22 protein-coding genes are annotated in these 21,532 nt (G+C 61.3%); 10 read left to right on the top strand and 12 right to left on the bottom strand.

Annotated features, from left to right (window positions below; genetic code table 11):
• Positions 1-149 precede the first annotated feature (149 nt).
• The 6 genes from PXJ20_RS00520 to PXJ20_RS00495 all read right to left on the bottom strand — a co-directional run bounded on the left by PXJ20_RS00520 (position 150) and on the right by PXJ20_RS00495 (position 3,041).
• Complete coding sequence (locus PXJ20_RS00520; protein WP_421029937.1) at positions 150-443, bottom strand: DUF2523 family protein; 294 nt, start codon at positions 441-443, stop codon at positions 150-152.
• Between the two features lie 10 nt (positions 444-453).
• Positions 454-1,302 carry a hypothetical protein gene (locus tag PXJ20_RS00515; RefSeq protein WP_421029936.1) on the bottom strand — a complete coding sequence of 283 codons (849 nt, stop codon included), beginning with the start codon at positions 1,300-1,302 and terminating at the stop codon, positions 454-456.
• 24 nt (positions 1,303-1,326) lie between these two features.
• Positions 1,327-1,995, bottom strand: a complete 669-nt coding sequence (locus PXJ20_RS00510) for a hypothetical protein (RefSeq protein WP_421029935.1) — start codon at positions 1,993-1,995, stop codon at positions 1,327-1,329.
• A 151-nt stretch (positions 1,996-2,146) separates the two neighbouring features.
• Positions 2,147-2,386, bottom strand: a complete 240-nt coding sequence (locus tag PXJ20_RS00505) for a hypothetical protein (RefSeq protein WP_421029934.1) — start codon at positions 2,384-2,386, stop codon at positions 2,147-2,149.
• Positions 2,387-2,428: 42 nt separating this feature from the next.
• The gene (locus PXJ20_RS00500; protein ID WP_421029933.1) at positions 2,429-2,725 is read right to left on the bottom strand and encodes a hypothetical protein; all 297 of its coding nucleotides are present in this window, start codon (positions 2,723-2,725) and stop codon (positions 2,429-2,431) included.
• A 1-nt stretch (position 2,726) separates the two neighbouring features.
• On the bottom strand, positions 2,727-3,041 hold the full coding sequence (locus PXJ20_RS00495; protein WP_421029932.1) for a cellulose synthase: 315 nt from the start codon (positions 3,039-3,041) through the stop codon (positions 2,727-2,729).
• A 123-nt stretch (positions 3,042-3,164) separates the two neighbouring features.
• On the opposite strand from PXJ20_RS00495, the gene PXJ20_RS00490 reads away from it, so the two are divergent.
• Positions 3,165-3,890 carry a hypothetical protein gene (locus PXJ20_RS00490; protein ID WP_421029931.1) on the top strand — a complete coding sequence of 242 codons (726 nt, stop codon included), beginning with the start codon at positions 3,165-3,167 and terminating at the stop codon, positions 3,888-3,890.
• Positions 3,891-4,100: 210 nt separating this feature from the next.
• Here the strand turns inward: PXJ20_RS00490 and PXJ20_RS00485 are convergent, their stop codons facing one another.
• Complete coding sequence (locus tag PXJ20_RS00485; RefSeq protein WP_421029930.1) at positions 4,101-4,823, bottom strand: HNH endonuclease; 723 nt, start codon at positions 4,821-4,823, stop codon at positions 4,101-4,103.
• 428 nt (positions 4,824-5,251) lie between these two features.
• Here PXJ20_RS00485 and PXJ20_RS00480 point away from each other — a divergent pair, with 428 nt between their 5' ends.
• From PXJ20_RS00480 to PXJ20_RS00455, 6 genes are all read left to right on the top strand, one after another.
• Entirely contained in the window at positions 5,252-5,458 is a 207-nt protein-coding gene (locus PXJ20_RS00480) for an Arm DNA-binding domain-containing protein (RefSeq protein ID WP_421029929.1), read from the top strand.
• Between the two features lie 296 nt (positions 5,459-5,754).
• Positions 5,755-6,498 (top strand): hypothetical protein, encoded by a 744-nt coding sequence (locus PXJ20_RS00475; RefSeq protein ID WP_421029928.1) that lies wholly within the window; start codon positions 5,755-5,757, stop codon positions 6,496-6,498.
• A gap of 733 nt (positions 6,499-7,231) precedes the next feature.
• The gene (locus PXJ20_RS00470) at positions 7,232-8,335 is read left to right on the top strand and encodes a restriction endonuclease (protein ID WP_421029927.1); all 1,104 of its coding nucleotides are present in this window, start codon (positions 7,232-7,234) and stop codon (positions 8,333-8,335) included.
• A gap of 340 nt (positions 8,336-8,675) precedes the next feature.
• On the top strand, positions 8,676-9,026 hold the full coding sequence (locus PXJ20_RS00465; RefSeq protein ID WP_017776155.1) for a response regulator: 351 nt from the start codon (positions 8,676-8,678) through the stop codon (positions 9,024-9,026).
• Between the two features lie 241 nt (positions 9,027-9,267).
• Positions 9,268-10,974, top strand: coding sequence for an ATP-binding protein (locus PXJ20_RS00460; RefSeq protein WP_421029926.1), 1,707 nt, complete (start codon positions 9,268-9,270; stop codon positions 10,972-10,974).
• 208 nt (positions 10,975-11,182) lie between these two features.
• Positions 11,183-12,328, top strand: coding sequence for a methyltransferase (locus PXJ20_RS00455; protein WP_421029925.1), 1,146 nt, complete (start codon positions 11,183-11,185; stop codon positions 12,326-12,328).
• Positions 12,329-12,490: 162 nt separating this feature from the next.
• Here the strand turns inward: PXJ20_RS00455 and PXJ20_RS00450 are convergent, their stop codons facing one another.
• Positions 12,491-13,795: an MFS transporter gene (locus PXJ20_RS00450; protein ID WP_421029924.1), complete on the bottom strand. Its 1,305-nt coding sequence runs from the start codon at positions 13,793-13,795 to the stop codon at positions 12,491-12,493.
• A gap of 562 nt (positions 13,796-14,357) precedes the next feature.
• The gene (locus tag PXJ20_RS00445; RefSeq protein WP_017776150.1) at positions 14,358-14,678 is read right to left on the bottom strand and encodes a hypothetical protein; all 321 of its coding nucleotides are present in this window, start codon (positions 14,676-14,678) and stop codon (positions 14,358-14,360) included.
• A gap of 396 nt (positions 14,679-15,074) precedes the next feature.
• On the opposite strand from PXJ20_RS00445, the gene PXJ20_RS00440 reads away from it, so the two are divergent.
• Positions 15,075-15,911, top strand: a complete 837-nt coding sequence (locus PXJ20_RS00440) for a class I SAM-dependent methyltransferase (RefSeq protein ID WP_421029923.1) — start codon at positions 15,075-15,077, stop codon at positions 15,909-15,911.
• Positions 15,912-15,960: 49 nt separating this feature from the next.
• Here PXJ20_RS00440 and PXJ20_RS00435 read toward each other — a convergent pair whose 3' ends face one another.
• Together PXJ20_RS00435 and PXJ20_RS00430 are read right to left on the bottom strand one after the other, a co-directional pair.
• Positions 15,961-16,521 carry a DUF1415 domain-containing protein gene (locus tag PXJ20_RS00435; protein ID WP_421029922.1) on the bottom strand — a complete coding sequence of 187 codons (561 nt, stop codon included), beginning with the start codon at positions 16,519-16,521 and terminating at the stop codon, positions 15,961-15,963.
• 46 nt (positions 16,522-16,567) lie between these two features.
• Positions 16,568-17,215, bottom strand: coding sequence for a TetR/AcrR family transcriptional regulator (locus PXJ20_RS00430; protein ID WP_421029921.1), 648 nt, complete (start codon positions 17,213-17,215; stop codon positions 16,568-16,570).
• A gap of 152 nt (positions 17,216-17,367) precedes the next feature.
• Here PXJ20_RS00430 and PXJ20_RS00425 point away from each other — a divergent pair, with 152 nt between their 5' ends.
• Positions 17,368-18,651 carry an MFS transporter gene (locus tag PXJ20_RS00425; RefSeq protein ID WP_421029920.1) on the top strand — a complete coding sequence of 428 codons (1,284 nt, stop codon included), beginning with the start codon at positions 17,368-17,370 and terminating at the stop codon, positions 18,649-18,651.
• A gap of 207 nt (positions 18,652-18,858) precedes the next feature.
• Positions 18,859-19,452, top strand: a complete 594-nt coding sequence (locus tag PXJ20_RS00420) for a nitroreductase family protein (protein ID WP_017776145.1) — start codon at positions 18,859-18,861, stop codon at positions 19,450-19,452.
• A 274-nt stretch (positions 19,453-19,726) separates the two neighbouring features.
• Here the strand turns inward: PXJ20_RS00420 and PXJ20_RS00415 are convergent, their stop codons facing one another.
• A complete protein-coding gene (locus PXJ20_RS00415) occupies positions 19,727-21,328 on the bottom strand; it encodes an MFS transporter (RefSeq protein WP_421029919.1) in 1,602 nt (533 codons plus the stop codon).
• Positions 21,329-21,532: the final 204 nt, after the last annotated feature.

Here is a 21,532-nt window from a genome sequence, read left to right as displayed (position 1 = left end):
GAAATGCGAAAAATCCAGTACATCGGCACAGCAAAACCTAAAGCAATGAATCCTACCGCAAACAGGAAAAGCTGAAATAAAGAGACGTAGTGACATTCACTCAACCCATCGCGAATGTATTCAAGCGCGTTAAATATCCGATTCATAAATCACCCGATAATAGGAAGGCGACGAATAATGAAGCGCGTCACATATGCGGAAACCAGTGCCGGCGCACCGTAACTGAACGCACACAGATCGAGGAAATACCAGACGTCATTGCCAAGCGAGCCGAAAGCCCCGGCCAGCGACGCAGCAGAAGGAAGAACTCCGGCAGACTGAAGAAAAGAAACCGCCTCGGTCACGAAAAAGTAGAGCGCGAAATACAGAAGGAACTTCGCAACCACCGAGCGCAGTAGAAAACCCAGTGCAACATTGGCCGCAGAAACGAGAATGGCAAACATATTTCTCCCTTTACGCACGCAATACGACAAACAGCGCCGCAAGCGTGAACATCGCGGCAAACGCCGCAAAGATCGCCGGACGGTTCGATTCGGCCAAGTCGCATTGGGCCGTCAATGTGAACGAATGCCCGACGACAGAAAACGAAGGCTCGGGACACGCAGCACCATGCGTAGGCACCGCCCAATGCTTCAAGTCGGGAAAAAGGTTAAGAAGCGGCGAAAGGATCATCGAAATCGTCGGCGTCGATTCCATGCCCGGTGTCCCCACACCCGGATCAGGCCCAAGATCGACCGAAACCTTGTTCGTCACGTTGACATTCGGCGTGTTGACCACGTTCACATCATTGCCCGTGCCGGTAGTCGGACTACTCGCCGGGTCGCCGCTACCTGTCGGCGAAACCGTCGGGCTGATAACAACCGACGTCCCTGGATTACTGGCTGGTGTAAACAAATCACCGATATCAGGCACAGCACTCGGATTTGCCTGTGCCCACGACTGCACATCCTGATACTGAACCGGGTTTGTAACCGAATATGGCAATCCCTGATAATCAGGCAGGCTCGCAGCCTGCTGCCACGTCTGGTTAGTAATCTGCATCAAAGTACTGGGATCGAGTGGGGTATTCAGAGACGCCGACGACAACTTCGGGTAAATCTGGGAAAGGTCTGTGCCACCAACAGGCGCCGCACCCGTGCCGACAAGCCAACCCGAAACCAAACCCGCATTGGCGTAGGTGAATGTTTGATAGTCGTATTTACCCGAAACACAGGTATTGCCATCCTCGCCACCAAAAACAGTACAAATGCCTTCGGTTAATTGCTCCCCCAGAGTGTAAGTCGTACCATCGGCATTCGGCACAAAATAAACATACGTAGAAACGCCCTACTTATTATTACTCGGCGGATTGCTTGCCAGTAACTGTTCGGCCTGCTGAACCTGAGAAAGCGAGCCGGCAATAATCGAATAACCAGAATAGCTCCAGTAAAAATTCTTATTGCCACTTGTTGGTTCCGAAGGCATAGCCGCACACGGGGAACCGGACATACACGACGACGTGTGATAGACAGGAACACCGGAACCCGAAAGCAAAAACATCGTCTGATCGAACGACCCAGGCGCCGAACCGGAAACTGGAACATAACCGGCGCTAGCTGACGCCGGAAGCGGTTGCTGAACCGTAATCACCTTCCCGTCCGCCGAGCGCGAGAACGACAGCTGGCCACCATTGGCATACAGATACGACCCTGCCGCGAGAATCCCTAAACCGGCCGCCACCGTGAGCCATACCGGCGCACCAGCAAAACCCAACGCCACCGAGGCGCCAGTCGACGCGACATTCAACGCCGTCGAAACCTCGCCCATGCCCGTCAACGTCGCCGCGATACGCGGATCATTGGCCGCAAAACCACGAGCAATTGCAACGCGAGAAACGATCGCCGCCTCTGCCCGGTTAATGGCGAAGCTCGCAATCGGGAGCGCCTGCGCTTGCGCGACCTGCGCACCAAAGACACAACTGAGCGAGACGAGCAAAACCAAATTCGGGATCCGCATCACGATTCCTTAAAACCGACAATCACGGCCCATGCGCAGACCATGCCGAAAATGAACATCACCAGGTACCAGGCACTATTCGAGTCCATGCACCCCCCGCAAACAAAAACGGAGGCCGCAGCCCCCCGCACCGATAGTCACTAGCGGTCGCTTAACCCCCGCGTACCATCGACATCAAGATCTTCGCGCCTTTGATGGCGACGTAAACCGTGATGAGCGTTGCCGCAACCGCGAGAATGCCGGTCGTGACCGTCGAGAAGTCGATGCCGCTCGTCAGCGTCGAGAAGTCCGGCCCAGCCGCCGCCGCAACCCCCGCATGCGCTACCGAGGCGGCACCGGCAGCAGTCAGAGCCGCGCCGCGAGCAGCCAACATCTTGAGTTTCGTCTTCATACTTTGGAGTCCTATAGAAAGCGGTCTCACCCGCGAAGAAAATCAGGAACGACGTAGGAAATTTACGATCGCACCCGAACCATGGCTCACCAGCCACAACGTGATGATGGTGGTGAAAGCCAAGCCCCAAAAGCCAGCCGCTGCCGTGTAGTCAAATGGCTGAACGATTGAGTCAATATAGCCTGCGCTTTCCGGAGAAAGCACATAGGCCTGAATAGTGCTGAGATACAGCGTGTTGCCGCTTGCGTCAGTGCCGCACGCCACGGGGCGACCGCTAGTTGATACCGTGCCCGCCGACGCCGAGCAGATCGTTACCAACTGAAGCGTTCCCGCAGCCACGTTAAGCCGCCTTTGCGTCTTGCTTGGCTTGAGCCCGGACGTTCCCGTACGGGACAAGGGAGACAATCCGAGGCACAAGCCGACCAGCGTCTTGACCGTTGCCCTGCGCGAGCGCGAACTCTGCGAGGTACTCGCCGGCATCCCTGTCAGCCAATGCTTCCGGCAGGTTGATGACGCCGACGACGATATTTGAGACGCCGTCTACCGACTGTTCCAGGATGCACTGCGCTTCTCGGATCGTGTAGGGGCGCCCGGACTTTTGCGATACGCCGCTGCGGGTGTTTACGGACAGGATCGTTAGCTTTTGTTTGGACATGACAATTCCCTATGTATGCGGCCGCAACCGCTGGGCGTAGAATGGGAGGAAATCCATCCGTCGATGGAAATATTCCATTGACGGATGGATTATATCCATAGATAGCCATCTGTCAAGGCAAAAATGAGCCATCCTGCACGCATAGAAGCGCGGCTTCGCATGTTGATCGAGCAAGCAATTTCGACGGAGAAGAAGTGGAAGGAGCTTGAAAAGCTCACGGGCATCGCGTCCACCAGCTGGGTTGACTTCAACCGTGGAAAGAAACGCGCAACGGCTGACATGATCGAAGCCGTTAGCGTCGTGTGGCCGCAGTACGCGTTCTGGCTAGCCACCGGGATCTCAGATCCGCAACACGGGCACGTCGCTCCCGGCGGTTACGGTTTCCCGAAAGGTGGAGAAGAACAGCCTTCTAGCACCCGATATTTCCGCGAGGCCTTGGCAGCAAGAGCAGCAGCTGAATCCGCATTGATCAAATGGCTGGATGCACGATTTGAAGACCCAGAACTGGCGGCCGCGGTGGCGTCGAGCGATGACTTACTCAGGGGAACACACCAAATGCACGCCGTAACGGCGGAGCTCTCGGACAGTCTGAAACGTGCCGATTTCGCGGACAAGTTGCGACAAGCCGAAATTGCCTTGTTCGGAAATATGCCGTTCCTCGACCTCGACGAGGTGGAGGGCGGCTTGAAACCACTAAGGCGTCTACTTGCTGAACTAATGAAAAGCTACGAAAAACACGGAATGGTGGCCGAAATGCAAAGGCTAAAGAGCAGGGTCGACGAAATTGATGAGCAAACTATGCGGCATCGCCGCATAATGGAAAGAATCGCCAAGGCCCGTCAGGGTTAAGTGGTACCACTGCTGGTGGCCCCGAAGTGTTCCCCGCCTCCGGCGCGGCGAAATTTCGGGATGGGCTGCTGGCGCGGGCTCCCCAGCACCCGCCACAACGAGCCGGGCCTCTTTGTGCCCTTCCGTCTACTCTCACGCTCATCGCGCATCTACAGCGTCGCCGCACGCATCAGAGTTGCTCAGCAAATCGTTCGATCCTCACCCGCCCAATCACGACTTCGGCACGAACTCAGGCATCGGTATAAGCCTATTTGAAGCACCGATATGGCTACGAGCTGCGCTAGACACACTGTCATCCGTGATGAGCAAGGCTCGCCACGGCCGGCCCCGAAGCGCCTCCCTGGACACGATGATTCGGACTTGGTGCCGATCATTGCCTAGCTCCAGATAAAACGGATAGAGCGCCTTACTAAATGCAAGATAGTTCGGTGCGATGTAGAAATGCAGACGCTCCCCAGTGTGGAACTGATAGTAGACGCACACTTTCGTTGTTTCCATCTGCATCAACGCCGAGGTGCTGCCCGCTCCCTCAGCAGCTAATGCGATACGATGCTGCGCCTCCTCAAGTCTAACGGGGCTAACCCGTTCAACGGCGTAGTCGAGTGGGCTCCGGCTCCCCTTCGATGAGTTGCACGACTTGCACGCTGCCACCATGTTCGAAGCGACATTCCAGCCACCTTTCGACAACGGCCATATATGGTCAACAGTAGGGCGGCATGTGGCAGTGAAGACACAATCGCACCAGAAACAACTTTTCCTCCCCGTGCGAACTAGATATAGCTCCGGTTCGGTGATAACACCTGGAACGCGGTAGAACGCCGCTCGTTCATTAAAAGAAGCCGCGCTGAGAGTTTTATCGTCCCGATGCAAAATCCGCTTTGAAGCATTTGAGGCTAGGATGTAATACTTATCTGGATAGCGACATTTAGTCATCTTCTATAACGCGATTCGCAAACACAATGTAAAAAGCCAAACTCAGTTCATTTACTCGGCCCACCTTACACTAGCGCTTACGAGTCACGCAGAGTGATCTACAAAGACGCGCCTCTAGCCCGGAATACAGGGCGCCGCGCGACGGCGACTGTATAGGTTAGTAGAACAGATCTGACGCTAACCCTTTGAGTATGCTTGATAATTGCGAAGCTTTGTAATCATCAGGTGGCGGGTTCGAGTCCTGCAGCCGCACCAACATATCGCACCAAGTAGCACCCGGAAGTCCCGAAACCGCGCCAAGCCTAGTGCTGGCGCGGGTTTTTTGTTTCTGGTCACTCCGTAAGGCTTCGGTAAGTCCCCAAGATTTGGGGGGGAGGTTTGGAGTATGGCTCCCCGATTTGGGGGTATGGTTTTTACCCAGGCATGTGATGAAATCGAAACCTCTTACAGACGCCAGATGCCGATACGCGAAGTACGGCGAGGCTGGTGGCAATAAGCTTTTTGACGGTGGCGGGTTGTTTCTTGACTTGCGGCCGAGCGGCACAAAGAAGTGGCGCCTCAAGTTTCGGTTTGACGAAAAGGAAAGCCTGCTGACGTTCACTGGGTCGTTTGAAGTTGGCAGAAACGTCGGATAGTGAATCAGAAAAAATACGATTTGATGTAATAGATTTGGCATTTCCGGACGGACGACGGAAGAAGATCTATTTCGATATTCTTCAATGGATCAACTTATGCGAATATCGATCCAGAGAGTCGCGTTGCACATCAATTGAATGAGATCTATCGATAGCATTGACCTTTTCTTCATCGGTAATGCTTTGTGACTTCCTTCGCTCGAACGTTCTCGGTCTGCGTCCCGCTCTTACGGTACGCTCAAGATGAAAACGCACTGCCGCATCGATAGCCTGTATTTGGCCCGGAGGCTCACGAGATGACACGTGATGAGCTGTACGATCAAGCAATCGGAAATATGGAGCGCACAGTCCATGGCCTTGCTAGCCGCCTTTCCCATCCGGAGATGGTTACCGTTGGGGGCATTGCCATCGGTTTTCGTTTTTCCAGTAAAGGTGCTGCTGAGGCGATCGTGCAGAAGATGGCCCGGGTAGTGAGCTCGCTTAGGGCGGCGAGGCTGCTCCTTGCGCACGGGTTCATCGGAGAGCAGGCCGCCATGCACCGAATGATTGATGAAGCAGAGGAAGACATAAGCTTTCTTTCGCTTGGAATGGTGTATGGCGATAAAGATCTGCATAGGAAGTTCCTCGAAGACTTTTATCAAGAAGAGTTTGAGGATCCAGCTCGCCCGGTCCAAACGAGGATCAAGCGTGGCAATATTCCACGGGCTCGGATCCATGCATACCTATCCCAAAGCCTAGCCGCCGTGTCGGACCCAAGCACGGCCTCCGCGACGATGCAGACCATCCACAAGGCTTATTCGGGCTACATCCACGGCGCGTCACCTCATCTAATGGAGATGTATGGTGGTGAGCCGGCTAGGTTTCATATGGCGGGAATGCGCCACACTCCTCTATGGCGTGACCACGCCGACGACCTCTGGAACTACATATATCGCGGTATTTTGTCCTTTGGCATAGCCGCGAAGGCTTTCGGCGATGAAAAGCTATTCGCCGAGATTCGCGCTTACGCACATGAGTTCGAGAAGAGTGAGCCACGCTGAAAGAGCACGCAGTTTACGGCGCTCGCTGCGGTCGCCTCACGCAACAAACGTCGATCAGTCCAACGTTGTGACGAATCTGACTGATGCGCGAAGTTCGCTGCTTGAGCCGTGCGGACGTTCAAATATCTGCTAGGTAGTGCGGGCCGAGGGCCGCAATTCGACGACCGTCCGCAACTATCGGCTTAAGCGTGCGCGCAATGCAAAAAGCATAACGCGCCCCCTTCTCGCCCAATTTTCCCGCCGTGGCCCGACTATCGAATTCCTAAGTAAAGCGCTCAACCGCGTGCGAATCGTCGCCGACCATTGGTTGGCCTTTGAGGAGGCTCGCTTGGGCGTCCTGGATAGATTAGGTTGCTGACGCAGATAGCGTTCAAGCAGCTAGGCGGCCGCTCCACGCAGCACCAACTTGCAATTTCGACCCGAATGGCCCGCGTTTACGGTCAATCTTTCAGGTCGGCTTTGCGATTGAAGCGAAGCGGGCGGGCGGTTATGCTTCGGCATGTGCCGAATTCAGGCCTTGGCCCTTGCAACGCAATTGATGCGTGGCGTCTTTTAGTTCCGCGCGCTGCAGCGTAGATTAAATTGGCTGGTTGATGGCTACCAAAGCAACTGATTTACGGTCTGGAGAGAGTTCGTGATTTACCAATGTACTTCATGCAGACGAAAATCATTCGAAATTAAGTGTCCGTGGTGTACGAATGCCCCGGTCCAAGCATCGGGTCAGTCAGCGAATGTGCCGCTGCAGGTCCCGCTCGACCCTTCCTTTTACCCGGAATTCCAGTATCAGACAAAGGGGTTTCTGAAAGATCTGCTCGGCAAGAAGAAAGAGCAGGCCCAGCTCAACGACCTCCTTCGTGCGGTACTCAGAAAATACTCCGAGCTCAAAAAACCTTACTTTGTCAACTTCTTTTACACAGTTCGAAACGTCGGCGTTGAGCCAAGTGATGCCGAGACGCCTGGCGCAAGAGAGAACGGGGCATATTCTAACCGTGAGCTTTTTCGCGAAGTTTTGATTCGCAAGGGTTTTACAGAACTAGAAGAGCTCCCGCATCTGTTGGACAAACTCCTGCTGACGACTGGGTTCAATTCGGCATACCTTGGTTTCTCCACCGAGATATCGAGACACATCAAGGGCTCGCTGCGTGAAATTCTCCGGTCGTGGATTGCGGAAGCAGGGGTTAGCTACCGTGATGATCTCAGCCTGTTATTCTATTTTCTCTGGGACAACAACATCCGACATCCGGAAGTACAGTACGTGGATCAGGCGTCCTCGACATTCGGCACGCCGCTTTTACCTTGGCAGACCGTGGAAACTTGGCTTGAAGTCTGCGAACAGATCAACTTCGACATCCTCGTCGAGAGGTTGGCAACGAAACTGGAGTTCTTCGATCCCAACCAGTTCGTCACGATGTACCACGTAGACTCCATGAATGGGTACGAATTTGAGAAATTTCTCTCCAAGATCTTTCTGACAGCGGGCTACGATGTCGAGGGAACCAAATTGAGCGGCGATCAGGGTGCAGACCTTTTTGTAAGCAAGTTTGGCAAGAAGATGGTGATCCAGGCGAAAAATTACTCAGGAAACGTTGGTAATTCGGCAGTCCAAGAAGCCATCTCCGCGAAGAGTTTCTATGATTGCGATGATGCCATGGTCGTCACTAACTCGTATTTCACACGGTCAGCTATCGAACTCGCCAACGCTGCATCAGTACGCCTGACGGGCCGCCGTGAATTGCAGGCCTACCTTGACGACTATAACCAACGGATTATCGAGCAGTTCCGTCTGGGCGGTGACGGTACAGAGGAATCTAAGTCCCCGCTTTTCACAGGGACGTGACCGCGCTACTTCTTATGGAAAACCTCTCTCCTTTCGGGGACAACGTTTGTATTAACGGAACAGTTTGGGAGTATATTTGGTCAGAGCCTTTAATAAATAAATTTATAATCAAGCGATTAGCGGGAGATCGTGAGTCCTGCAGCCGAAAGCAAGGGGGTTACGCAAACATTGCGTAACCCCTTTTTTCTTTTCCGGGCCGGCTCCTCCTCTCAGCCTGCGCGTGAATCTTCAAACGTCCTCTCGCACACCCACCGTCACTCCCGCGTACCATAACGGACACGCCCCGCGCGCCGCTCCCCATCCCGCCGCCCCGCGCCCGCACCCCCCATCCTTTCGCCTCATGCCGACACGAATCCTCCTCGTAGACGACAACCGCGATGCCACCGAGGCCCTCGCGCTACTCCTCGAGCTCGAGGGCCACGACGTCCGGTATGCCTGCGACGGCGGCGAAGCGCTGGGTGTGGTCGAATCGTTCGTGCCGCAGGTGGCGTTCATCGACTGGAACCTGCCGGACATGAGCGGCGGCGACGTCGTGGCGCGCCTGCGGCTGAATCCCGCGCTGTCCGGCACGCGCTTCATCTCGCTGTCGGGATCGTCGCTGCCCGACATCGGGCAAGGCGCCGCAGACGCCGGATTCGAACAAAACATCACCAAGCCGGCCACGCTCGAACAACTTCTCGCCTGCCTGTAGTTCCTGCCGCAACGCCCGCCACCGCCGCGCGGCAAGTTCGAACGAATGACCCGCTGCGCGAACGTATGCCTGTAAAGACGCAAGGCATACGCTGCAGCTTCTCCGCTCCCCGGTCTCGTCGCCGCGGCACAAGAATTGCGGCGGTCCACTGAATTGACTTTCTTCCGCGCACATTCCTCCTACGATGGCGTCCGTCGCTCCGATTCCCGTCGACCCGCAGTGCCCAGGATGGCAGGGCGAGATGGCCCAGCGAATCGCCCAGTTCGACTGGAGCGGCACCTCGCTCGGTCCGCGCGAGGCGTGGTCCGCGAGCCTGCTCGCCGCTGTGCGGCTGGTGCTCGCTTCCCCCACGCCGCTTGTCATGTTGTGGGGCCGCGAGGGCACCATGCTTTACAACGACGCCTATGCCGTTTTTGCAGGCGGGCGCCACCCGTTTCTGCTGGGCAAACCGGTGGAGATCGGCTGGCCGGAGGTGGCGTCGTTCAATCGCAATGTGGTGGACAGTTGCCTCGCCGGGCGCACGCTTTCGTACCGGGACAAGGACCTGGTGCTGTATCGCGAGGGTCGCGCGGAAGACGTGTGGCTCGACCTCAGCTACAGTCCGCTCGCCGATGACGACGGCCGTCCCGCGGGCGTGCTCGCCATCGTCTTCGAGACCACGGCGAAGGTGCTGGCGCTGCGGCAGCGCCAGCGTGCCGAAGAGGAACTGCTGAAGCTCACGCAGACGCTGGAGCAACGCGTGGCCGAGGAGGTATCGGCGCGCGTCGCGATGGAAGAGCGGCTGCGCCAGTCGCAGAAGCTCGAAGCCATCGGCAGTCTGACGGGTGGTGTTGCGCACGATTTCAACAACGTCCTGCAGGTCATCTCCGCAAATCTTCAGCTCATCGAAATAGCCACGCGAGGCAACGACGCACTCAAGCGTCGGGTGTCGGCGGTGAGCAACGCGGTTGCGCGCGGCGCCAAGCTCGCGGCGCAACTTCTCGCGTTCGCGCGGCGGCAGCCGCTCGTGCCCACGGTGTTCGACCCCGTCCGCCTTGTCGAAGGCATGGCCGAAATGCTGCGTCGCACGCTGCCCGAAACGACGGAGCTTACGACGGCGGTTCCCGCTGACCGGTGGAACATCTGCGCGGATCGCAACCAGCTGGAAATCGCGCTGCTCAACCTCGTCATCAATTCGCGCGACGCGATTCACGGTCGCGGCAGCATTCGCATCGAGATCGGGTGCGTGCATGCCGCGAGCGACGAACGCGCTTGCGTGGCCGGCGTGCCTGCCGGCGAGTACGTGCGTATCTCGGTCTCCGACACGGGCACCGGCATGCCCGAGCACGTGAAGTCGCGCGCCATCGAGCCGTTTTTCACGACCAAGGCCGAGGGGCAGGGAACCGGCCTGGGCTTGAGCATGGTGTTCGGCTTTGTCTCGCAGAGCGCGGGCTACGTCGACCTGCTGAGCGCCGAAGGCCGCGGCACCACGGTGGATCTGTACTTCCCGCGCAGCCTCGACCCCGCGAGTGACGCCGCTGCGCCCATCGGCAGATTGGCCACGCGCGGCGGGGAAACCATCCTCGTCGTGGAGGACGACGCCGACGTGCGGATCGCCGCGATCGAGATGCTCGCCCAACTCGGCTACAAGGTGATCTCCGCGCAGGATGGCGATGCCGCGTTGGCGCAGCTTCAGGGCGGGCAGCGCGTCGATCTGCTGTTCACGGACGTGGTGATGCCCGGCACGGTGAGGAGCAGCGAGCTCGCGCGCATTGCAAGCGGGCCGCCGCACAACGCGCGCATTCTGTTCGCCTCTGGCTATACGCGCGACGTGATCTTCCACGACGGCAAGCTCGACGAGGGCGTGGCGCTCATCGGCAAGCCGTACCGTCTGGAAGACCTGGCGCGGGCGGTGAGGGATGCGCTGGATGCGGCGCCGGGGAAATCCGCGGAAGGCTCGGGCCAGTAACGCGCGCGCTGAGGCGTTCCGCACCAGCAGGACGCGCGGTGATCCGCATTTGGCTGGGGCCGGCTCCCCCCGTTCCACGCATCGCTTCCTGGCCGGCAAGCCCCGCCCCCCGACGTGCTATACCGATGCTTTAAGATGACGCGCTCGCGGCCGCCTGGCACGCGCGCTTCTCGTCATCACTCGTCATCGAGTTCCCATCGCATCCGCCATGACCGATTTCCCCACCCTCAACTGGTCCGACGAACAAGGCACGCACGTCGCGCGCTGGCGCTCCGAAGCGGGCGTGCCCGCGCCGAAACGCGTCGTCGTCGCCGACGACCGCATCACGGCCGACGCCGCGTGGCGCCTCGCCTGCGAGGGCACGGCGCTGCTGTGGCACGGCGATTTCCAGAACGCGCGTCAGCTGCTTCAGGCTATGGCGCGGCGCATGGAGCGCAAGCCTCACAAGAAAGCGAAATCGCCTCCGCCGTCGCCGCGCGACGCGTTCAACCTGCACCGTCTCGCGCAGGCGCAGCGCGCACGCACGCTCGGCATGTTGCTGATTCCGCTCGCCGCGGATTACACGATCGCCCTGCGTCGCGCGCCGGACGTGAAGCAGGCATGCGAGGAGGTGTACGGTGAGGCAGGCCCTTCAGGAAACACAGGCTCCGTCGTTTCGCTGCGCGAGCTGCTCGGTCTGATCGGCGCGCACGAATGGCGCAAGAAGGGCGTGGAGATTCCCGCGCTGGGCGACCGGATTCATCCTTACTACGGGGTCTTTTCGCCGATGCGCGGCGAGTACCTCGATCTCGTCGCGAGCGTGCCTCTGCCCTCGCAGGCGAAGGCATTCGACATCGGCACGGGCACCGGCGTGATTGCCGCGGTGCTCGCAAAGCGCGGCGTGAAGCACATCGTCGCGACCGATCAGGATCCGCGCGCGCTCGCGTGTGCCCGCGAGAACCTGGCGCGGCTCGGTTACGCGTCGCAGGTGGACGTGGTGCAGGCGGACCTCTTTCCCGAAGGCCGCGCGCCGCTCGTCGTGTGCAATCCGCCGTGGGTGCCCGCGCGACCGTCGTCGCCCGTCGAGCACGCTGTATTCGATCCCGAGAGCCGCATGCTGCTCGGTTTTCTCAACGGTCTGAAGGATCATCTGGAACCTGGCGGCGAGGGCTGGCTGATTCTCTCGGACTTCGCCGAGCACCTCGGCCTGCGCACGCGCGATGAACTGCTTGCGGCGATCGATGCCGCAGGCCTCGAAGTGGCCGGCCGCGAGGATATCCGCCCGCGTCATCCCAAAGCCGCCGATCCAACCGATCCGCTCTTCAAGGCGCGCGCCGCGGAAGTCACTTCGCTGTGGCGGCTCAAGGTGCGTTGAAGCAAGTTGCAGCACGCCGTGAGTGTGCATCAGCACACCGATACGCCGGCGCTGCGCACGCAACTGAAGACGCTGTTCCATGACGGCGCGCCGCCCGTCGAAGTGGTGCGAGCGGCGTGACTGGCGTGACTTCCGTTGGAGCGCGGCAAGGCAGCAACGCGACTACATGGCCGACCGCGCTTCACCGTCCATCTGCTGGCGCCGGTCGTCGGCTGCGGAAAGCGGTTCGATCCGGCCCACGATGACGAGATAGCTGAACGCTCCGAGAAAACAGAAGCCGCCTGCCACGACGAGCGGAATGGTGAACGAGCCCTGGGTGAGCTGAACCATCGCGCCCGTGAAGGTCGTGATGACGATGCCGGCGAGATTCGACGCGAAGTTCTGGATGCCGCCAATCGACGCGACGTGCCGCGGCGTGGGCGCCACGTCCGCGGGCAGCGACCAGATGCTCGCGGCGGCGAACGCGAGGCTGCCATACGAAATGCCGAAGAACGCCAGCATGAGCCAGATGTTCGAGGTGAACGCGCAAAGCGTAATCACGGACGACATCAGCATGCCGCCCACCATGCACGTCTTGCGCGCCGCGGTGAGGCTCCAGCCGCGGCGGAACAGCGCGTCCGAAACGAGGCCCCCTATCCAGCCACCCGGAATCGACATCAGTGCCGGAATCATGCCGAGCGTGCCGAGCGACTTCAGCGAAAAGCCACGCGTGGCGACGAGATAGCTGGGAAACCACGTGATGAAGAAATAGATCACGAAGTTGAGGCAGAAGAAGCCGAGCATCATGCCCCACAGCGTGCGGTAGCGAAACAGCGAGCCCCAGCTCACGGAGGGCTCTTCGGGACCGGCGCGGCGCTCGGCGGATTGCGGTGCGGGGACTTCGCCGTCGGCGCCAGTCATGTCGGCGTGTGCGGGCGCGCGGTAGATGGCGAACCAGCCCACCACCCACACGAAGCCCACAACGCCTGTGATGATGAACGAGGCCTTCCATCCGAGCGTGCTGATGATGAGCGCGACGAGCGGAATGGAAAGCGCCGAGCCCACGCGCGAGCCGCTGTCGAAGATGCTCGTGGCGAGCGCACGTTCGGCGGGACGAAACCACTGCGCGACGAGCTTTGCGCACGACGGGTACGCGCCTGCCTCGCCCACGCCGAGCATCAACCGGCAACCGAACATCGACGCCACGCTGGTTGCGCCCGCGGTAGCCGCCGTGAAGAGCGACCACCAGCCCACCGCGAGCGGTAGCGCGATGCGCGCGCCCACGCGGTCGACGAACCAGCCGAACGGCATTTGCATGAACGCATAGGTCCAGAAGAAGCCGCTCAGGATGAGCCCCATTTCGGCGGGCCCAATGCCGAGCGCGTGCTGGATCTGCGGCGCCGCGACGGCGAGGTTGGCGCGATCGACGTAGTTCACCGCGATCGCAAGAAAGCACAACAGGACGACGACCCAGCGCATTTTCCTCATGTCTCTTGTCTCCTCCTCGAACGGCATCATGGCGATGCATGGCGGCCCGCTGCGATGCCGGACAGCGGACCACACTGGTGCGCCGCGTTTGCGTTCGGCGCCGGTGTCTTGTTCTGAAAGCGTGCGGATGACTACAGCATGGGACGTGCCGCGCGAGAACGGAAAACTCGCGCGACGCGCATGGCGGACGGTTCGGGTGAATCGGCTTCTTGTATCGCCCGACAGTGACGCTAAACGATGCGTTGGGCGGAGCCTTCGACGAGCGCGTCTTGCGCCATAGCCTGCTTGCGGCGTGGCGCTGGCTGTGTGCGTGCTGCGCCGCGCCACGCGACAGGCGGCTGTCGCGGTCATTGATAGTAGGAATGGGAGGGGGAGGCGGTCAAGGCATTTTCCGGCGCGCGCTGCGTGGCACTCGCCTTCGCCTGCCGCGGGGCTCGCTGTTGCCGGTGCCGAAATCGTGCTGCGCGCGGCCATGCGGTAGACCGTGCGCGCAACGCGTGCGTGCTGGTGCCGCTGAGTCTGTCCAGCCAGGCTCGCCTTCGTCAGCCCGCGTCAGGCTGCATCAACCCGGATAAGCCTCGTCGACCTTCAGCCCGGCGAGCTTGAAGATCACGCGCAGCGTTTGGGGCTTGATGTCGCGGCGCGCGGCAAGCGAGGTCATCACGAAGTCGAGCACCTTCGCGTATTTCAGCAGGATCAGGCAGGTTTCCAGGTTGGCTTCGCCGTCGCGCATGTGTTCCGCGAGCTGCAGCATCTCCACCGAAATGTCGCGAGCCATTTCGAGTTCGATCTGCTGCTTCTCCGTCCACTCAGGCGTGGCCGTGAGCTTCGCGAGCAGTTCCTGAAACTTCTGCTCGGCCTTTCCGTCGGGTAGTGCGTCCATTGCCGCCTCATTTCATGCCGCGTGCGCTTCTGGGCGTGTTCGACGCTGTCCGGCGCACTGCAGGTTACGTAACATGAGCGCCCATGTTCCGGCGCGTCCTCCCCACATGCCTGCCGGCTTGTTGCGCCGGCGGGCGAGTCTGGTCCCTCTGATGTCTTGTTTATGCGGGTTCTACGCACGGCCCACCGGTGCGGCGTTCCCTGCCGGCCGTCCGGCGACCGGGTCTTGCACGAAGCGTTCCAGGCGCACTCGGGCAAGATGGTGCCGCGCCGCCGGTTCCGTCCGGCTTTTTCCGTAAAATGACAGGTACTTTCCGTTCCTTCTGTCCTCTGTCGCACGTTTCGTGGCCCTTCGCCACGCGTCGCTGCGTCTGTGCTGCCTCACGATCCGCTTACGATGTCCACTGCCGCCAAGACCTACGAAGTCCGCCCCAATCAGTCTGTCGAACTCCTGAAGGAACTCCATATCCTCACGCGCGACGGCAAGATGAACCAGGACAGCCGGCGCAAGCTCAAGCAGGTGTATCACCTGTTCCAGTTCATCGAGCCCCTGCTCAAAGAACTGAAGAACGAGAAAGCGAACATCACGCTCGTCGATCACGGCGCCGGCAAGTCATACCTTGGTTTTATTCTCTATGACCTGTTTTTCAAGGAGCAGTGCGATAGCTCGCATATCTACGGCATCGAGACGCGCGAAGAACTGGTCGCGAAGTCGCGCGAGCTTGCCGCGCGGCTGGGTTTTGGCGGGATGTCGTTTCTGAATCTCTCGGTGGCGGAGTCCATCGCGTCGAGCGAACTGCCGGAAACGGTCGATATCGTCACGGCACTGCACGCCTGCGATACCGCGACCGACGACGCCATCCGATTTGCACTGAAGAAACACGCGCAGTACATCGTGGTGGTGCCGTGCTGCCAGGCCGAGGTGGCGGGCGTGTTGCGGCGTAACAAGGGCAAGTCGCTCGCGAACGCGCTGACGGAAATCTGGCGGCATCCGCTGCATACGCGCGAATTCGGCAGCCAGATCACGAACGTGCTGCGCTGCCTGCAACTCGAGGCGCACGGCTACCAGGTGAGCGTCACCGAACTGGTGGGCTGGGAGCATTCGATGAAGAACGAACTCATCATTGCCCAGTACAAGAATTTGCCGCGCCGCAAGCCTGCGGAGCGTCTCAACGAGATTCTGGATACGCTCGGCATCGCCGAACTGCGCGAGCGGTTTTTCGTGGAGGCCTGACGGGCGACCCGGTGCGGCAGGGACGAGCGAACGTGCCGCAAAGGGCGAGTCAGTCTTTCTCGCTCATCCATTTACGCCAGCCTTCGAGTCCCATCTCGCGCAACGTAGCCTCGTTGCGCTCGTAGATCTGGGCGGCGTCGGGAAAGGCCTCCACGGCGCGGTCGATGCTCGCCTCGCGCAGCAGATGCAAGATCGGATACGGCGCGCGATTCGTGTAGTTCTCGATGTCGTCGGCTTGCGTTCCTTCGAACTGGAACTGCGGATGGAAGCTCGCAATCTGCAGCGTGCCTTCCAGTCGCAGTTGCCGGAGCAGCCGGTCGGCGAAGTGCGTGCAGTTGTTGAAATCGGCGAAGTGGGCGAACGCGTTGGGGAGAATCAGCAGCGTCGTGTCGATATCCGCTGGGTCCGCTTCGGCCAGCGTTTTCAGCTCCGTTTCGAGATCGGCGAGCACGCTTTCCAGGTCCGTCGCTTCGCTGATCGTGTAGCGAATCTGGTTCTTCACGTGCACGCTCTTCGCGAACGGACACAGGTTCAGGCCGATCACGGCGCGCGTGAGCCAGTGGCGCGTGTCGCTCAGGATCGTTTCGCGGGAGGCGGGGGAAAGCGGCATGGTGGTGGGGCGACGGGGCGAACGAAAGCCGTCATTCTAGATGCGGTTACGGCGCGCTTTGGGTGGGTGCCTGCGGGCGGGCCGCTGCGATCAACTGCGCGGCTACTTTCGGCGCGGCGAGTACCGGACCGCACCCCGGCCCATAGGTCTGGCTGGCCGCGTAAATGCCTTCGATCAAGAGCGCGAGCGCGTTGGCGAGCGCGGCTGCGTCGTTCGCGCCGGCCTCGGCGGCCAGCTCGGTGAGCCGCGCCATTAGTTTCGTCTTGTTGTCCGTCACGCATCGCCGCGCGGGGTGGTTCGTGTCGGGAAACTCGGCGGAGACGTTCACGAACGGGCACCCGCGATAGTCCTTCACGGACGCCCGTTCCGCGAGGTCTTCGAAATACTGGAGCAGTTGCTTCGCGGCGTTGCCGGGATGCTTCTCGATGCTGCGCTCGAAGCGCTGGAAGAAGCGTTCGTCGGAGCGCTTCAGGTACGCGACGACAAGATCGTCCTTCGACGAAAACTGCCTGTAGAGGCTCATCTTGTTCACGCCCGCGCGTTCCACCACGGCTTCCACGCCGACGGCCCGCACGCCTTCGCGGTAGAACAGATCGGCCGCAGCGGAGAGCAGATGCTCCTGCGCCTGTGATGCGGCGGTGGGCGGGCGGCGCGTGCCGGTTCCAGGTGACGATTCGTGTTGCGACATGTCCATGCTGCCTGTAGTGACGTCGGGGCGATGCCTTGACATGTTACCGAGCGGTAACTAAGATCGCAACAATCTTGTTACTGACCGGTAACAATCATCGGATGGCGGGTGGAGTGCGGCGCCGAAAGCGCGCCCAACAAGAACACAAAGGAGCGCGGATGAACTGGGCAGCAAGGATGGTAGGCGGACGCTTTCACTACGGTTGGCTGGCGGTGGCAGTGGTGTTTCTGGTGCTGCTCGCGGCGGCCGGAACGCGCGCCACGCCCAGCGTGATGATGATTCCGCTCGAGCACCAGTTCGGCTGGAGCCGCGCGACGATTTCGCTCGCCATATCGGTGAACATCGCGCTTTATGGCCTGATGGGGCCGTTCGCGGCCGCCGCCATGCAGCGCTTCGGCGTGCGTCCCACCATCCTCACGGCGGTCGGCACGATGGGCGCGGGCGTGGCGCTCTCTTCGATGATGACCCACCCGTGGCAGATGATTCTCGTCTGGGGCGTGATGGTGGGCGGCGCAACGGGCGTGGCGGCGCTCACGCTGTCGGCGACGGTGGTGAACCGCTGGTTCAGCACGCATCGCGGCCTCGCGATGGGCATTCTCACCGCGAGTTCCGCCACGGGGCAGCTCGTGTTCCTGCCGCTGCTCGCGGCCGTCGCCGAGAAGCACGGCTGGCAGGCGGTCGTGTTCGTTGTGGCCGCTGCCGCTGCGGTGGTGCTGCCGCTTGTGGCATTCCTGCTGCCGGAGCGTCCTGCGGACCTCAAGCTGCGCCCGTTCGGCGAAGCGCACGACGCGCCGCCGGCGCCCATGGCCGCCGCCCAGAATCCGCTCAAAGTCGCCTTCGGCACGCTCGCGATGGCGAGCCGCACGCGCGACTTCTGGCTACTGTTCTTCAGCTTTTTCATCTGCGGCGCGAGCACGAACGGCTATGTCGGTACCCATTTGATCGCGATGTGCGGCGACTACGGCATGACCGAAGTGCAGGGCGCGTCGCTGCTCGCCACCATGGGCATCTTCGATCTGTTCGGCACGACGCTCTCGGGCTGGCTCTCGGATCGCTTCAACAGCCGCGTGCTGCTCTTCTGGTACTACGGACTGCGCGGCCTTTCGCTGATCTACCTGCCGCATGCTTTCGGTATCGACTTCTTCGGGCTGCCCATCTTCGCTGTCTTCTACGGGCTCGACTGGATCGCCACCGTGCCGCCCACCGTGCGACTCGCCACCGACGTCTACGGCAAAGAGGCTGCGCCGGTCGTGTTCGGCTGGGTGGTGGCGGGCCACCAGCTGGGCGCGGCGTTCGCGGCGCTGGGCGCCGGCATGCTGCGCGCAAGCCTCGGCACCTACACGGTGGCGTCGATGATTTCAGGCGGGTTGTGTCTCATTGCATCTGTCATCGTGCTGCGGATCAATCGCGGCGAGCAGCGGGCGGTCGCTGCGGCGGTATAGGCGCAAGGCGCTGCGCGTCTATTCCCTCTGAGGTGCTGAGCATCGGAACAGATTGCACAGCACCTGTCGTGTCTCCCGGTTATGCTATGGCCCTTTGACGGCCGGCGTCTGCCAGGCGCCGGTCGTCGGCCGTTCATATTTCCGCGGTCGGCATCTTCGGGCCGCGGGGCATCAGGATCATCACGACCCACTGCACCGAGAGACGCCATGAGCCACAAACCCGCCCCTACCGAAGTGCCCATCCACGAACTGCTCGCCGGCCGCTGGAGCCCGCGGGCCTACACCGCCGAGCCGCTTTCCCGCGACGCACTGCGCGCCGTGCTCGAAGCCGCGCGCTGGGCGCCGTCGGCATACAACGCGCAGCCGTGGCGCTTTATCGTCTTCGACCGCTTCGCCGACGAGGCTGCTTTCAAGCGCGCTTTCGGCACGCTCGTGCCGTTCAATCAACAGTGGAATGCGTCGGCACCCGTGCTGATCGCCGTCACGGCGCACACGCGCAATGCCAAGGGCGACGTGAACCGCACGGCGCTTTACGACGCAGGCGCGGCGGCGATGTCGCTCGTGCTCCAGGCGCACGCGCTCGGTCTCGCCGCGCATCAGATGAGCGGCGTCGACGTGCCGGCGTTCCGCAAGGAATTCGCGATTCCGGAAGACGTCGAGGTGATCGCGGTTATCTCGCTCGCCCACCATGGCGACGCGCAGAAGCTGGAGCCGGTGTTGCGCGACCGCGAAAAGGCGGAACGTGCGCGCTTGCCGGTGGGTGAGATCGCCTACGGCGGGGCGTGGAACAAGGCGTTTTGAGGATTTGAGGGGGCGGGGCGGCGTGGTGGGTGTGGGGTGAAAGGGTAGGCTTGCATGGATGGTTGGTGTTGGCTGTGCCAAGGTGCCCGCATTGCATTGCATTGCATTGCATTGCATCGCATCGCATCGCATCGCATCGCATTGGCGTTGCGCTCGCGGACCACGCAGCGCCGTGCGGTCAAGCCGCGTGAGGCCCCGCGCCGGAGTGCCACCGCCGCGTCCCACTGCGGCATCTCATTGCCATACTCGCCGCGCGCCCCCGCACCGCGTTCTGCTATGCGCGTTTGCCGCTTCCCCGGACTTCGTTCGCGGGGCCGCTTTCGTGGGCGACACCTGGGGCAACGGTGCCCATCGAGTCTGTCGGCGCATTTTTCCGCACCTGCCGGGCGCCGTTGTCCGCCTCTTCGTCGCTCACCTCGGAGAGCGGCGCCGCCACCGTCTCTAGCGACTTGCGCTCCGCGTCCACGCCCCAGATCGCCGCGATCACCGCGGCCGCGATCATCAGCATCGACCCTGTCAGATAACCGGTGAAGACTTCGCTGCGCTGATGCGTGTCGATCAGCCGCCCGAAGAAGACCGGCCCCGCGATGCCGCCCAGCGCCGTGCCGAACGCATAGAACACCGCGATGGCGAGCGCGCGGATCTCAAGCGGGAACGACTCGCTCACCGTCAGGTAGGCCGAACTCGCCGCCGCGGAGGCGAAGAAGAAGATCACCATCCACGCTGCCGTCTGTGTCGTGACGGTGAGCCACTGCTGCTCGAACAGATAGCCGCTCACCGTCAGCAGCACGCCCGAAATGGCATAGGTGGCGGCGATCATGGTGCGCCGGCCCGCTATGTCGAAGAGCCGCCCCAGCACGATCGGCCCGATGAAGTTGCCTGCCGCGAACGGCAGCAGATACCAGCCTACGTGTGCGCTGGGTACGCGGTAAAAGTCCGTAAGCACGAGCGCATAAGTGAAGAAGATCGCGTTGTAGAAGAACGCCTGCGCGGTCATCAGCGAAAGGCCCACGAGCGAGCGGCGCCGGTGCAGCACGAAGAGTGCGCGCAGCACTTCGCCGAGCGGCGTACGGTGTCGGGCGCGCAGACGCAGCGGCCACAGCACGTCGTCGGCGAGCGTGTGGCCGGCGCGGCGAAAGCGGGCCTCGATGTCCTCGACCACCGACTTCGCCGTCTCGTGCTCGCCGTGCGTCATAAGCCAGCGCGGGCTTTCGGGAATCCACCGGCGCATGGGCAGGATGGCGAGCGCGAGCGCGGCGCCGATCAGAAAGCAGGCGCGCCAGCCCCAGTCGCCCGGCAGCAGGTTGGGATCGAGCAACACCAGCGATCCGGTCGCGCCAAGCGCCGCGCCCACCCAGAACGTGCCGTTGATGCCCAGATCGGTCCATCCGCGCGCGCGCGCCGGCGTGAACTCCTGGATCGTCGAGTTGATGGCGGTGTATTCGCCGCCAATGCCCGCCCCCGTGAGAAAGCGGAACGCGATGAAGCTCGCGAGATTCCACGACAGCGCCGTGGCCGCGGTCGCCGTGAGGTAGAGACCGAGCGTGACGAAGAAAAGGCGCCGGCGGCCGAGGCGGTCGGTGAGCCAGCCGAATCCGAGCGCGCCGAGCACGGCGCCCGCGATGTACGCGCTGCCGGCCAACCCGACGTCGGCATTCGAAAAGCGCAGCGCGGGGCTCGCCTTCAAGGCGCCCGCCACGGCGCCGGCGAGCGTTACTTCCAGGCCGTCGAGCAGCCATGTGACGCCAAGCGCCACGACGATCAGCGTATGAAACCGGCCCCACGGCAGCCGGTCGAGCCGCGAGGGCAGATCGGTCTGGACGACCGCGGCGGCGGGCGACGAATCGCCTGCTGAGGCACGGGGTAGCCGGGACATGGCGTGGCGTCTCCTTGGTGCTGCGTGGGTGGCGCGGCGTGGTGGCGCTGGTTGCCGGATAGGTAGCGCAGTGTTGTCGCGATGTGGTCGCGGCGTTGCTGCACGGTGCGGCATGCCGCGCCGGAGTGCGGCCGCCCAGAACACGCTTCACGGCGCGCTTCCGCTTCCGTACATCTCCTTGCTTCGGGGCCGCAGCAGGCGTAG

Origin of the sequence: Paraburkholderia sp. A1RI_3L, assembly GCF_048957895.1 — a bacterium.
Classification (GTDB): Bacteria; Pseudomonadota; Gammaproteobacteria; order Burkholderiales; family Burkholderiaceae; genus Paraburkholderia; species Paraburkholderia kururiensis.
This window is presented reverse-complemented; position numbering and strand designations above follow the sequence as displayed.